Here is a 13466-nt window from a genome sequence, read left to right on the forward strand (position 1 = left end):
ATAAAAGCTTTTTAAATTGATTAAAAGCGCCATTATATACCCTATTCTAACACCTTTTTGACTTTTAGAGGAAGTATTTACTTACAATTTATTGTTGTTTTGACCCCAAATTTAAAATATCAATAACAATGAAAAAAGTTGTAATGACCCTGGCATTTGCTCTTGGATTAACAGGATTACATGCTCAAACTGAAAACAACGCTACTAGATTTAATAAGTGGTCTATAGAGTTAAACGGTGGTTTGACAAAACCTCAGAGACCATTCTCAGCGGGTTACTCTACAGATACGCCAAGCCCTTGGGTTGGTGATTTAGGAGTTCGTTATATGTTTAACAACAAATTTGGTTTGAAAGCTGATTTTGGATACAATAGTTTTACTGCGAAAAGTAATTCTATAGATTTTGATTCAAAATACTATAGAATAGATTTACAAGCAGTTGCAAACTTAGGACGTATCATGAATTTTGAAACATGGACTAATACATTTGGTTTATTAGGACACGCAGGTTTTGGTATAGGTCAATTAAAATCAGATAATTTTACTGAAAGAGATATCGTTGGAAACTTTATTGCTGGTGTTACAGGTCAGATTAGATTATCAAACAGAGTTGCATTAACGGGAGATTTCTCTACAATTTTAAATTCAACACAAGATCATACTTTTGACGGCGCTTACGTTGGTCAAAACAGAGGTTTTTCTGGATTAATTTTCAATGGTACTATTGGTTTGAATGTTTACTTAGGTAAAAATGCTAAGCATGCAGATTGGACTGTAATGACTACAGATAATACTGATCTTTCAGCATTAGAAAACAAAATAGCAGATCTTGAGTCACAAATCAAAAAGATTCCTGCACAAAAAGAAGTAGTTATCGAAAAACAAACACAGCCAGTTGATAATGATTTGATCAAAAGAATGATCAATGATAAGTACTACAGTGTGTACTTTGATTTCAACAAAACAACTCCAATCGAAAACTCAACTGCAGCCATCGACGTTGTTTTAAATTACTTGAGAAAAAATCCATCTGCATCACTTGACCTTGTAGGTTATGCGGATCAAGTTGGAAAAGCAGAATACAACGAAAGATTATCAAACGCTAGAGCAAATAATATAAAAACAATTTTTGAGAAAGCAGGAATTGCTTCATCTCGTTTGAATGTTATTGCTAACGGAGCTGATACATCAATCCAAAAAGATTCTGATGAAGCTAGAAGATTAGCAAGAAGAGTTACTTTTATTGTGAAATAAACAACTTTGAATAGTAATAAAGCCCGAATTCTAATTCGGGCTTTTTATTTTTATAAAATTTCAACAATCTTATTTTCAAACCATTATATAATACTAAAAAAAGTAAAAAGCATTACTGTTCTATATTTAGTCTGAATCTGAATAGATCCGAAAGCATTTAAACAATTTCTTTGTTGCTCTTTTTTTCTTAATTTTACAAAAAAGACACGTATTATGCTATCAAAAAATATTGAATCGGCTTTAAACAAGCAAATCCGCATAGAAGCAGAATCTTCGCAAACTTATCTTTCTATGGCTTGTTGGGCTGAAGTACACGGATTAGAGGGAATCGCTCAATTTATGTACACACAGTCAGATGAAGAGCGCGCTCATATGCTTAAATTGGTTAAGTATGTAAACGAACGCGGAGGACATGCTCAGGTTACAGACCTAAAAGCACCTAGAATAACATATTCTACATTTAAGGAAATGTTTGAGGAGCTTTACAATCATGAGATTTTTGTTTCGCAATCTATCAACGAATTAGTACACATAACTTTTGAAGAAAAAGATTATGCAACACATAATTTCTTACAGTGGTATGTTTCTGAACAAATTGAAGAAGAAGCTACAGCTAAATCTATCTTAGATAAAATCAACTTGATTGGTGAAGATAAAGGCGGATTGTATTTATTCGACCGTGATATTCAGCAGTTAACAGTTACTAGCTCGATCGCTATTAATCCTAAATAAAAAAGTTAAAGTTTATTTAGAATATTTAAAAATAACTTTTTTCTTTTATATTTGCCTCTGTTTTTAATACCGAGGAAAATTGAGCAAGAAAGAAAAAGACAAGGACAAGAAAAAGGATAAAAAGAAAAAGAAGAACAAAGATATCCTTGATAAAATTAAGAAGATTGAAAATTGCAAATCTTCTTGCTGTGAGAAATATAAAAAGAGCGAAAAGAAACGCTGCTCACGCTGTCCTATGTTTGATTTATTCAAAAAAACCGCTTAAAAAAATATAGAAAAACCCACTAGATTTCTCTGGTGGGTTTTTTAGTTTTAAATTGCAGTCAATTCTTCAGTTTTTTTTTAATTCAATTATGGAAAACCACGTTACAATACCCAAATCGAGTCTTGATTTTCTGGTTCAGCTCAAAGAAAATAATAACAAACCTTGGTTTGAAATCAATAAGCCACAATACTTAATAGAACTAAATCATATTGAAAATTTTGCAGGCGCTTTACTCAAAGAACTCTCTAAAAGCGATGTTTTAGAAAATGCTTCAGGCAAAAAAAGTGTTTACAGAATTTACCGCGACATTCGTTTTTCTAAAGATAAAACTCCCTTTAAAACTTTTTGGGGTGGCAGTTATACACGTGCCACAGCGGCAAGACGCGGCGGTTATTATTTTCATCTAGAAAAAGGCAACAGCTTTTTTGCTGGAGGTTTCTGGGGACCAAACGCTGCAGATTTAAAACGAATACGAACAGAATTTGCCCACGATTCTGAAACTTTTCAGAACATACTCAACTCAAAATCTTTTATCAGCAACTTTGGAACTTTACAGGGCGAACAATTGAAAACAGCTCCAAAAGGTTTTGATATAGATCATCCTGCGATCGATTTGCTGCGTTTCAAACAATTTTTGGTCATCAAACGATTTACAGATGAAGAAGTCTTGAGTCCAAATTTTTTAGAACAGGCTTTGGATGCTTTTAAAAACATGAGACCTTTTTTTGATTATATGAGCGAAGTGCTTACAACGGATGCTAATGGCGTTTCAATCTTATAAATTCCGCGAATTATTTTACGTTCAATATTCCGTAGGAATGTCTCATCGGTACAAAAAATATTTTGTTTTTCATTGTGTCCTGTCGAGACATGTGTTTTTTACGAAATAGCACCATTAATCAAACGTTCCTATGGAACGTATATGAGCAATCTACATTTTTTCTACCGATGAGACATTCCTACGGAATGAAAATACTTTAAACCCGAAAGTTTTTTAAAACCTTTCGGGTTTATTTTCTATTAATTATCAATCTAAAGCTTATTTACTTAGCAGTAAAATTTCATTTACTACAACTTCTGTAATATATCTTTTTTCTCCGTTTTTATCGTCGTAACTTCTATGCGTTAGCTTCCCGTCAATGGCAACTTCTTTTCCTTTTACAACAAACTTTTCGATAATTTCGGCTGTTTTTCCCCACGCAGTTACGCGATGCCATTCGGTTTGTTCTACCTTATCCCCTTTCTCATTTCTGTAAACATCGTTTGTAGCAATTGTTAAATGGGCTAGCTTTTTACCGCTTTCTAATGTTTTAATTTCTGGATTATTCCCTACATTCCCAATTAATTGTACTCTGTTTTTCATTGCATTCATGGCGTATATTATTTTATTGTTATTATAAATTGAAATTGTTCGTCAACTTCAACAGTGCAAAGATGATACAACTCAACAATTACAGTCGGTTAGTAACTATTTACTATCGACTGTAACTATTTGTAAGCGTTTGTAAATGGAAATTCTTTTTTGTATATTTGAGATAAATCTTACTATATGCAGGCAAAAATTAATAAAGTCGAGTTACGAAATTTAGAAATTGAAGACTATAAACAACTAAAAAAATCGATGATTGAATCGTATCCAGAAATGGCCGATTCGTATTGGGGATCTGATGATATTGAAAGACTGCTTTCTATTTTTCCAGAAGGGCAATTGGTAATTTTAGTTGACGGAAAGGTTGTGGGCTCTGCATTATCGCTTATTGTCGATGAAAAATTAGTAGACAAAAAACACAATTACCAGCAGATTAGCGGTGATTATAAATTTTCTACACATAATAAAAATGCTGAAATCTTATACGGAATAGATGTTTTTATCCACCCAAACTACAGAGGTCTGCGTTTGGGACGCCGATTGTATGATGCGAGAAAAGAACTTTGCGAGCAACTAAACTTAAAAGCAATTGTTTTTGCTGGTAGAATTCCAAGTTACAGGGAACACGCCAAAAAAATGTCTCCTAAAACTTATATCGAAAAAGTACGCACCAAAGAATTATATGATCCAGTGCTTTCTTTCCAGTTAAGCAATGATTTTCACGTGATACGAATCATCAAAAATTACTTGGAAGGCGATGAAGAATCAAAAGAATTTGCTGTTTTACTGGAGTGGAATAATATTTACTACGATGAAAGTCCAAGACTGATTAATCTGAAGAAGAATATTATTCGTTTGGGATTAATTCAGTGGCAGATGCGTCCGCTAAATAATGTTGAGGCATTATTTGAGCAGGCAGAGTTTTTTATTGATGCCGTTTCGGGATATGGATCTGACTTTGCATTGTTTCCAGAATTATTCATTGCGCCTTTAATGGCCGACTACAATCATTTATCTGAAGCAGAAGCGATTCGTGAACTGGCACGCCACTCTGATCCCATTAGAAAGCGTTTTCAGGAATTTGCCATTTCATACAACATCAATATTATTACAGGAAGTATGCCGTATCTAGAAAACGGTAATCTTTACAATGTTGGTTTTTTATGTAAAAGAGACGGAACTTCAGAAATGTATACTAAAATTCATATCACACCAAACGAAGTGATTCATTGGGGAATGAAAGGTGGTTCTCAATTTAAAACTTTTGATACCGATTGTGGAAAAATTGGAATTCTGATCTGTTACGATGTCGAATTCCCAGAAGTTTCCAGGCTGTTAGCAGATGAAGGAATGAATATTTTATTTGTCCCGTTTTTGACGGATACACAAAATGGTTATACACGTGTAAAACATTGTTCGCAGGCACGCGCGATTGAAAATGAATGTTATGTAGCCATAGCAGGTTGTGTAGGAAATCTTCCGAAAGTGAATAATATGGACATTCAATATGCGCAGTCTTCTGTTTTTACTCCTTCTGATTTTGCTTTTCCAAGTAATGGAATTAAAGCAGAAGCAACTCCAAACACAGAAATGACTTTAATTGTAGATGTTGATCTAAATTTATTAAAAGAACTTCACGAACATGGAAGCGTAAAAACATTAAAAGACCGTAGAACAGATCTTTATGAAATTAAAAAATTGAATACATGAAAACTTGCCTGGAATGCTCAGCTAAAATTGTCGGCCGCGAAGACAAAAAATTCTGCTCAGACAGCTGCCGTAATGCGTACAATAATAAAATAAATAAAGATAGTACTAATTTCATGCGAAATATAAACAACAAGTTACGCAAAAATTACCGTATTTTGGCAGAGCTAAATGTAGATGGAAAATCAAAGGCTTCTAGAGACAAATTGTTGACAAAAGGCTTTGATTTTGAGTTTTTTACCAATATTTTGCAAACCAAAACAGGAAATACATATTATTTCTTGTACGACCAAGGTTATCGTTCCTTGGACAATGATTATTTTATGCTTGTTAAAAAAGAAATATAGTTAGTATCTGTTAACCATGAGAAAAAACCAAACCTCAATTCTAGCCATAGCCTGTGTCTTAGCTTTATTAGGCATTATATACATTACCATGATGCCTCAAGGGATTTCTAAAGACGACGAAGCGCTTGCGGAATTCTCAACCGAGAGGGCGCTTAACCAAGTAGAAATTATTGCACAGAAACCTCATTATGTCGGGTCAACCAATCACGAATTAGTTGCCAATTACCTTAAACTCGAACTAAACAGGATAGGCTTAGAAACTAGCGTTCAGGAAGGTTTTACTCTAAATGATAAAGGTATTTTAGTAAAGTCCAAAAACATTTTGGCCAGAATTAAAGGAACTAACAATACAAAAGCCCTTTTATTGCTTTCACATTATGACAGTGCACCACATTCTTTCTCAAAAGGTGCAAGTGACGATGCTTCTGGTGTTGCCACAATTTTAGAAGGAGTCCGTGCTTTTTTATATTCGAAACATCCTCAAAAAAATGATATCATAATATTATTTTCTGATGCCGAAGAATTAGGCTTGAACGGAGCTGCCTTGTTTGTCAATCAGCATCCTTGGGCAAAAGATGTTGGTTTGGCCTTAAACTTTGAAGCTCGAGGATCTTCTGGCCCTAGTTATATGTTAATGGAAACCAATAAAGGAAACGAAGCGCTGGTTAGAGAATTTTCTAAAGCAAAAACTTCACATCCCGTTTCCAATTCGTTGATGTACAGCATCTACAAAATGCTTCCTAATGATACTGACTTAACTGTTTTTAGAGAACAAGGCAATATTCAAGGTTTCAATTTTGCTTTTATCGATGGGCATTTCAACTATCACACACAGCAAGACGATGTACAGCATCTAAACAAAACGACTTTAGCGCATCAAGGTACTTACATAATGCCTTTGCTGAAATACTTAACCAATATTGATTTAAATCAGACAGAATCTACTCAAGACGATGTTTATTTCAGTGCTCCATTTTCATTTATCAGTTACCCATTTGCTTGGGTAATGCCAATGACATTAATTGCTTTCGGATTATTAGTTTTATTTATCTTTATTGGAAAAGTAAAAAGAATAATCACTTTTAGAGAAATTTTTAGAGGATTTGTACCGCTTTTAGGTTCAATTATAATCGCTGGTTTGGTGACATTTTTAGGATGGAAATTGATCTTGGAAATTTACCCTCAGTATTCTGACCTTTTAAATGGTTTTACCTACAATGGCCACGCTTATATTGGAGCATTTGTAACTTTGAGCATTGCAATTTGTTTTGCTTTCTATCATCATTTCTCCGAGGCCAAAATCACGATGAATCATTTTGTGGCACCTTTACTGCTCTGGATTATCATCAATGCATTTTTAGCAAACAGCTTGACAGGTGCTGGTTTCTTAATTATTCCAGTTTATTTCGGAGTCCTTTTATTCGGAATATTTGTTTTTACACAACATTACAGTTTAGGTGTCAATCTGCTTTTTAGTATTCCTGCTTTAGCAATCGTTGCTCCATTTATAGTAATGTTCCCAATTGGGTTAGGACTTAAAATTCTATTTGGAAGTGCTGTTTTAACTGTTTTACTATTCGGATTGCTACTGCCAATATTTGGGGATTTTGCAAGAAAAGGTGTTTGGACAGTTGTTTTCTTTCTAGTTTCGATCTCATTTTTCATTTACGCAGGATATCATTCTGATTATGAATACGGAAAAGCCAAATCTAACAGCTTATTATACGTTTACAATGCTGATAATAATTCTGCAGTATGGACAACTTATGACACAAATTTAGACGAATGGACCAAATCTTATTTAGGCGAAAAGAATCAAAATGCAGTTGGTTTAAATAGACTTCCTCTTGCCAGCAAATACAATACAACTTTTACTCATAGTGCAATTGCACCGGTTGTCGATATTCCGAAACCAACAATTCAATTCTTAAGAGACAGCGTTATTGGAAATAATAGATATTTGAAAATTAAAATTACTCCTAACCGAAAAGTAAATCGTTACGATATTTATGCTAATCCTAAAATGACCTTTTACAACTTTAAAGCCAACGGCGTTTCAACTTTAGGAGAGAAAGGCAATCGTTTACAACGAGAAGACAGTAAAATTCTACGTTATTATGTTGTCGGAAATGAACCGCTTGTAATGGATTTTTACATCAACAAATCCTCTATTTTTGATATGGATTTAATAGAAAGTTCATTTGATTTAATGAGCAATCCATTATTTAATATTAAACCCAGGGAAAACTGGATGATGCCGACTCCTTTTGTTTTAAATGATGCCGTTTTAATACAGCAGAAAATTAAAAGATACGTAGCAGCAATAAAACCTATTGAACCTGTTATTGTTAAAGACAGTCTAGCTATTCCAAAAGACAGCATAAAACCAGTCGCAGTACCACAATAAAATTTAAGGCAGATTTTAAATCTGCCTTTTTCTTTATCAATTTTTTAATATTTCTAATCTTTATTGGGCAAAGATCTTCAGATGGTATTAAAAAATCTTTTTTTAATCCTTCAATCTGTTACAAAAACCTCTGTACCTTTGAACCTTTGAACCTCGAAAAAATGACAAAAATTAGTATTCTAGGCTGCGGATGGCTCGGATTTCCCTTAGCAAAAAAGTTAATTGAAAATGGAAATTCAGTCAAAGGGTCAACAACTTCAAAAAATAAGCTTTCAATTTTAGAAATTGCTGGAATCAATCCGTTTTTGGTTACAATTGAAGCCGATGGAGTTTCTGAAAACATCGATACTTTTTTAGCGGAAAGCGAAATCTTAATTATAGATATTCCACCAAAATTGCGAGGAAATCAAGATATCTCGACTACTCTCGAAATGACATTCGTGAGAAAAATACAAAATCTAATTCCGTTTATGGAAAAATCGAGCGTTTCAAAAGTACTTTTTGTGAGTTCAACTTCTGTTTATGGAGATGATAACGAATTGATTACAGAAGAAACCATAGCAAATCCCGAAACAGAAAGCGGCAGACAACTGCTTTTAGCAGAAAAAATTCTTCAAAACAATCCAAACTTCGAAACTACAATTCTACGTTTCGGCGGATTGATTGGCGAAGACCGTCATCCAGTTAAGTTTTTAGCTGGAAAAGAAAACCTTGAAAATCCAGATGCGCCTGTAAATTTAATTCATCAAAATGATTGCATTTCAATCATAGAAGAAATCATAAAACAGTCTAAGTGGAATGAGGTTTTTAATGCTGCTGCACCTTTCCATCCAACAAGAGAGGAATATTATACACAAAAAGCAAAAGAACAAAACTTAGTTTTGCCGAAATTCAGCTTTGAAATGTCAAATATTAAAAAGGTCATTTCGAGTGAAAAAATCGAAACTATTTTAAACTATAAGTTTGATTTAAAAGAATATTAAAACTTGAATGTCAGGCTGAGAGAAGTTGAAGCCATCTTCAGAAGCCTTCGACTTCGCTCGGGATGACAATCATTATTAAATTACTTCAATAACTTATATGGTTTAAAAAAACTTTGCGAACTTTGCGATAAATCTTAGCACCTCTGCGGTTAAAAAATGGAAACAGTCTACATCAATTCGCCTCTAGGAATCACCAAAATTATTGGAGATGAAAATGGTATTGCTGTAATTTCAGTTTCTGATGTAGGGTCAAATGAAGTTTCAAAAGAAATTCCAGAAGTTTTACAAAAAGCTGTTTCTCAGCTGAATGAATATTTCGAAGGCAAAAGAACGGATTTTGATCTCAAACTAAATCCAAAAGGAACCGAGTTTCAGCAGAAAGTCTGGAAATCTTTATTAGAAATTCCATTTGGGAAAACAGTAAGTTATATGGACCAAACCAAAAAATTGGGAGATGTAAAGGCGATTCGCGCTGTAGCTTCGGCAAATGGTAAAAATCCGTTATGGATTGTTGTTCCCTGTCACCGCGTTATTGGAACAAATGGATCGCTAACAGGCTATGCCGGCGGATTGTCTCGCAAGAAATGGCTTTTGGAACACGAAAATCCATCTGCACAACAAAGTTTATTCTAACTTTCATATCGTAAGAATTTTGTGCAACTTTGTACAAGTTTCAATACTAAAATCTAAAAGTCTAACCATCTAAATATCTAAGAAGTCTGAAAATGATTGAAAAAATAAACCTTAACAACATTTTATTTCTTGATATAGAAACCGTTCCAGAAGAAGAAAATTTCAATTCGCTTGACGCAGAAATGCAGTCATTATGGGATTTGAAAACGCAATATCAGCGAAAAGACGATTTCTCTGCAGAAGAATTTTACGAACGTGCTGGAATTTGGGCCGAATTTGGAAAAATCATTTGTATCTCGGTTGGCTTTTTTACCATTAAAGGTGATATTCGAAATTTTAGGGTTACTTCCTTTTTTGGTGAAGAAAAGAAGATTTTGAAAGATTTTTCGAATCTTATTAATAATCATTTCCATCAGCCACAGCATCTTTTGTGCGGTCACAATTCAAAAGAATTTGATATTCCGTTTATTGCAAGAAGAATGATTATTAACCAAATGCCAATTCCGGATAAACTGAATTTATTTGGAAAAAAACCTTGGGAAATTCCACATTTAGATACTTTAGAATTATGGAAGTTTGGCGATTATAAACATTTTACTTCCTTAAAGCTATTAACCAAGATTCTCGGTGTCCCATCGCCAAAAGGCGATATTGATGGAAGTCAGGTTGCTCATGTCTATTATGTCGAAAAAGATATTGATCGAATTGTAACTTATTGCGAAAAAGATACAATTGCTGTAGCACAGATTTTCCTTCGTTTGCGACGCGAAGATTTATTGATTGATGATGAGATTATTCATGTGTAGTTTTTAAAGGTGCTTAGGTACTGAGGTTCTAAGATGCTGAGTTTTTTCATGAACTGATATAACTTGTATGGTTTAAAATAATTCCTAAAATGATTTATTCTGAGATTTCACATCATCGTCTTGTTTCACAGAAATTGTATCAAGCAAATAATCTTTCACCGCAGGAAATTGTACAGCATTTGGGTGCTATGCAGGCTCAGGATTATGCTATGGCAAAATGGGCCGTTGGTTCTCGATGCAATGCAACTGAAAAAGAAATCGAAGAAGCGGTAAATTCTGCAAAAATCATTAGAACACATATTCTTCGTCCGACCTGGCATTTTGTTTCTGCTGAGGATATTTATTGGATGTTAGAACTTTCGGCCCCTCAGGTGAAACGTTTTACTGCGGCGGCGGCTAAAAAATATGGTTTCGATGCTAAAAAACTAGATCAGATTAACAACTCTATCGAGAAGTTATTGGCTGGAAAGAATCATTTAACGCGTGACGAAATTATGCAGGAACTTGATATCAAAAAAAGTTCGAAAGAAGATTTCCTCAGCGCGGCCATTATGATGAATGCGGAACTAGACGGTTTAGTGTGTAATGGAGAAATGAAGGGTAAACAAATTACATATGCTTTGCTTGAAGAAAGAGTTCCAAAATCTAAAACCAAATTGACAAAAGAAGAAGGTTTGGCGAAATTAGCTCAGCGTTATTTTGAAAGTCACGGTCCAGCAACAGTATTAGATTTTTCCTGGTGGTCGGGCTTTTCGCCTACAATTTGTAACAAAGCAATAAATGCAATTGAGTTGCAATTAAGCTCAATACCTATTGATAATCAGACTTTTTGGTTTAAAAAAGATCATTCAGATCTGGATACCTTTCGCGAAAGCGTGCATTTTCTCCCAGCATTTGATGAGATTCTTATTTCATACAAAACCCGTGAAGCTTCTATCCTGCAAGAACATCAAAGTTTAGCTTTTACCAATAATGGCATTTTTAAACCTATTATTCTTGAGAACGGAAAAGTAATTGGAACTTGGAAACGAACTATTAAAAAAGATCACGCCAAAATAGAAACACAGTTTTTTAATGAAACGGAGAGTTCGAAAAAAGCCATTTTATTTGAAGGAATTAAAGCTTTTGAAAATTATCTGGAAACAAAAGTTGTTATTGAATAAGTTTTTATTTCGCTCCGCTGGAGCTTTTTCTATTTTGTTTTCATCCTTTTTTCTATAAATATTTCGCCTCGATGAGGCTTTTTTAGTTCTGCTAGCAGCGTATTACTTATGCTATTATAATAATCATACCGCTCCGCTGGAGCTTTTTCAATTTTGTTTTCCATTCTTTTTCTATAAATATTTCGCCTCGCTGAGACTTCTTTAAGCTCTATTAAGAACATCTTAATCAACATCAATTTACTCTAATACGATAAACGTACCAAATCTTTAGCCCTATCGGGGCGACATCTGAATAAAATATTTATGCATTTTATCGCTAAATAATTACATTTACAAAAAAATGTAATTATGGTATTAAGTAGATTTTGGTTAACGATTTTTATTTCTTCGATAGTTTTTATTGTAGTCAGTTTGTTTACTGCTAATACTTATACTATTGATTCTGTTTTGAATGGAAAGAAAGATGATCCTGTTTTAGTATCTGAAAAATACGTTGAAGAACTTCCTGCTTTTATCAAAGACAGCATACAAAAAGCGCCAGATCAAACCATGATTATCAATCGTGATACGCTGAATGCCGACACAACTTACGTTTATAAAAACAAAACTGTAAAAATTTTTAGCGGACTTCAGAAATCAGATGGTTTACTGCCAACTTGTAAAAGCACTTTGGTCGATTTAATCTTACCGCTTATTGCTTACTTGGCTTTTTTCTGCGGATTAATGGAACTTTTGATTATTTCTGGCGCTTCTGGAAAATTAGCTAAAGCTTTGAGTCCGGTATTTGTAAAAGTATTCCCGACTATTCCTAAAAACCACCCTTCGATTTCCTATATGACCTTAAACTTTGCTGCCAATTTCTTAGGATTAGATTCGGCTGCAACTCCATTTGGACTTAAAGCCATGGAAAGTTTACAGGAAATAAACCCCGATAAAGACAAGGCGAGCGATGCACAAATTATGTTTATGTGTCTTCACGCTTCTGGTTTAACTTTAATTGCCACTTCGATTATTGGTTATCGCGCGGCTGCAAATGCAACAAATCCTGCCGATGTAATGCTGCCTTGTATCATTACTTCATTCATTGGTACTATTGCCGCTTTCTTAATTGTCGGAATCAAACAAAAAATCAACTTCAAAAGTGCTTCGCTTTTAATTGGGTTGATGGGTTTAATCGCTGCAATTGTTGGTTTATTGATGTACGTGAATCATTTGGATTTAATCGGAAAAAATTATTTCACTTCTAACCTTTCAGGATTAATACTTTTGGCAATTATTGCTTTTACGCTGATTTTTTCATTTAGACACGAGCAAAAATTTAAAGATGCCAACACTACTGTTTTTGACACTTTTGTAGTTGGAGCAAATAATGGAGTTAAAACTGGAGTAACGATTTTCCCTTATGTATTAGGAATGTTAGTCGCAATCTCATTATTCAGAAACAGCGGTTTATTCGAAATTATTAGTGACGGAATTGGATTTGTATTTTCAAATTTAGGTGTAAGCAAAGAAATTACAAATGCGCTTCCTGTGGCAATGCTTCGCCCGTTTAGTTCGGCTGGATCAAGAGGATTTTTGATTGATTCTATGAATACTTTTGGAGCAGATTCGTTGACAGCAAGATTAAGCAGTATTTTTCAGTGTAGTGCCGAAAGTACATTCTATGTTATTGCAGTTTATTTCGGATCTGTAAACATCAAAAACACACGCTATGCATTAGGAACAATGCTTTTAGTTGATTTGATTTGTGTAATTACTGCGATTTTTGTTGCGACTTGGTTCTTTTAATTCATTTTAATCA

Annotated in this window: 13 protein-coding genes; 12 read left to right on the forward strand and 1 reads right to left on the reverse strand. The window is 33.9% G+C overall.

From position 1 onward, the window contains the following. Positions 1–128 precede the first annotated feature (128 nt). From EDB96_RS00290 to EDB96_RS00305, 4 genes are all read left to right on the forward strand, one after another. Positions 129–1253, forward strand: a complete 1125-nt coding sequence (locus EDB96_RS00290; RefSeq protein WP_134138694.1) for an OmpA family protein — start codon at positions 129–131, stop codon at positions 1251–1253. 213 nt (positions 1254–1466) lie between these two features. Beyond that, positions 1467–1985, forward strand: a complete 519-nt coding sequence (locus EDB96_RS00295; RefSeq protein ID WP_057115352.1) for a ferritin — start codon at positions 1467–1469, stop codon at positions 1983–1985. A 79-nt stretch (positions 1986–2064) separates the two neighbouring features. Further along, the gene (locus EDB96_RS00300; RefSeq protein ID WP_029271150.1) at positions 2065–2250 is read left to right on the forward strand and encodes a hypothetical protein; all 186 of its coding nucleotides are present in this window, start codon (positions 2065–2067) and stop codon (positions 2248–2250) included. An 88-nt stretch (positions 2251–2338) separates the two neighbouring features. Continuing rightward, a complete protein-coding gene (locus tag EDB96_RS00305) occupies positions 2339–3031 on the forward strand; it encodes a DUF2461 domain-containing protein (protein ID WP_134138696.1) in 693 nt (230 codons plus the stop codon). 258 nt (positions 3032–3289) lie between these two features. Here EDB96_RS00305 and EDB96_RS00310 read toward each other — a convergent pair whose 3' ends face one another. Continuing rightward, on the reverse strand, positions 3290–3622 hold the full coding sequence (locus EDB96_RS00310; RefSeq protein WP_057115354.1) for a single-stranded DNA-binding protein: 333 nt from the start codon (positions 3620–3622) through the stop codon (positions 3290–3292). A 177-nt stretch (positions 3623–3799) separates the two neighbouring features. Between EDB96_RS00310 and EDB96_RS00315 the strand changes: the two genes are divergently transcribed. The 8 genes from EDB96_RS00315 (at position 3800) to EDB96_RS00350 (ending at position 13453) form a co-directional block, all read left to right on the forward strand. Continuing rightward, positions 3800–5329: a bifunctional GNAT family N-acetyltransferase/carbon-nitrogen hydrolase family protein gene (locus tag EDB96_RS00315; RefSeq protein ID WP_057115355.1), complete on the forward strand. Its 1530-nt coding sequence runs from the start codon at positions 3800–3802 to the stop codon at positions 5327–5329. Further along, positions 5326–5673 (forward strand): hypothetical protein, encoded by a 348-nt coding sequence (locus EDB96_RS00320; RefSeq protein WP_057115356.1) that lies wholly within the window; start codon positions 5326–5328, stop codon positions 5671–5673. Before EDB96_RS00315 ends, EDB96_RS00320 begins: the two co-directional genes overlap by 4 nt. A 16-nt stretch (positions 5674–5689) precedes the next feature. Next, positions 5690–8080 (forward strand): M28 family peptidase, encoded by a 2391-nt coding sequence (locus EDB96_RS00325; protein WP_134138697.1) that lies wholly within the window; start codon positions 5690–5692, stop codon positions 8078–8080. A gap of 161 nt (positions 8081–8241) precedes the next feature. Then, positions 8242–9063, forward strand: coding sequence for an SDR family oxidoreductase (locus EDB96_RS00330; protein ID WP_134138698.1), 822 nt, complete (start codon positions 8242–8244; stop codon positions 9061–9063). A 156-nt stretch (positions 9064–9219) separates the two neighbouring features. Further along, a complete protein-coding gene (locus EDB96_RS00335; protein ID WP_134138699.1) occupies positions 9220–9696 on the forward strand; it encodes a methylated-DNA--[protein]-cysteine S-methyltransferase in 477 nt (158 codons plus the stop codon). 92 nt (positions 9697–9788) lie between these two features. Then, positions 9789–10502: a 3'-5' exonuclease gene (locus tag EDB96_RS00340; protein ID WP_134138700.1), complete on the forward strand. Its 714-nt coding sequence runs from the start codon at positions 9789–9791 to the stop codon at positions 10500–10502. Between the two features lie 89 nt (positions 10503–10591). Then, entirely contained in the window at positions 10592–11665 is a 1074-nt protein-coding gene (locus EDB96_RS00345; RefSeq protein WP_134138702.1) for a winged helix DNA-binding domain-containing protein, read from the forward strand. A gap of 348 nt (positions 11666–12013) precedes the next feature. After that, the gene (locus EDB96_RS00350; protein ID WP_057115362.1) at positions 12014–13453 is read left to right on the forward strand and encodes a nucleoside recognition domain-containing protein; all 1440 of its coding nucleotides are present in this window, start codon (positions 12014–12016) and stop codon (positions 13451–13453) included. The last annotated feature ends 13 nt before the right edge of the window (positions 13454–13466 follow it).

Origin of the sequence: Flavobacterium sp. S87F.05.LMB.W.Kidney.N, from assembly GCF_004366435.1 — a bacterium.
Taxonomy (GTDB): domain Bacteria; phylum Bacteroidota; class Bacteroidia; order Flavobacteriales; family Flavobacteriaceae; genus Flavobacterium.

What these genes read in the sequence shown, in the direction of transcription:
- EDB96_RS00305 (WP_134138696.1), top strand. Translation starts at nt 2,339, where the DNA reads ATGGAAAACCACGTTACAATACCCAAATCGAGTCTTGATTTTCTGGTT.
- EDB96_RS00340 (WP_134138700.1), top strand. Translation starts at nt 9,789, where the DNA reads ATGATTGAAAAAATAAACCTTAACAACATTTTATTTCTTGATATAGAA.
- EDB96_RS00330 (WP_134138698.1), top strand. Translation starts at nt 8,242, where the DNA reads ATGACAAAAATTAGTATTCTAGGCTGCGGATGGCTCGGATTTCCCTTA.
- EDB96_RS00295 (WP_057115352.1), top strand. Translation starts at nt 1,467, where the DNA reads ATGCTATCAAAAAATATTGAATCGGCTTTAAACAAGCAAATCCGCATA.
- EDB96_RS00290 (WP_134138694.1), top strand. Translation starts at nt 129, where the DNA reads ATGAAAAAAGTTGTAATGACCCTGGCATTTGCTCTTGGATTAACAGGA.
- EDB96_RS00325 (WP_134138697.1), top strand. Translation starts at nt 5,690, where the DNA reads ATGAGAAAAAACCAAACCTCAATTCTAGCCATAGCCTGTGTCTTAGCT.
- EDB96_RS00345 (WP_134138702.1), top strand. Translation starts at nt 10,592, where the DNA reads ATGATTTATTCTGAGATTTCACATCATCGTCTTGTTTCACAGAAATTG.
- EDB96_RS00350 (WP_057115362.1), top strand. Translation starts at nt 12,014, where the DNA reads ATGGTATTAAGTAGATTTTGGTTAACGATTTTTATTTCTTCGATAGTT.
- EDB96_RS00310 (WP_057115354.1), bottom strand. Translation starts at nt 3,622, where the DNA reads ATGAATGCAATGAAAAACAGAGTACAATTAATTGGGAATGTAGGGAAT.
- EDB96_RS00335 (WP_134138699.1), top strand. Translation starts at nt 9,220, where the DNA reads ATGGAAACAGTCTACATCAATTCGCCTCTAGGAATCACCAAAATTATT.
- EDB96_RS00315 (WP_057115355.1), top strand. Translation starts at nt 3,800, where the DNA reads ATGCAGGCAAAAATTAATAAAGTCGAGTTACGAAATTTAGAAATTGAA.
- EDB96_RS00320 (WP_057115356.1), top strand. Translation starts at nt 5,326, where the DNA reads ATGAAAACTTGCCTGGAATGCTCAGCTAAAATTGTCGGCCGCGAAGAC.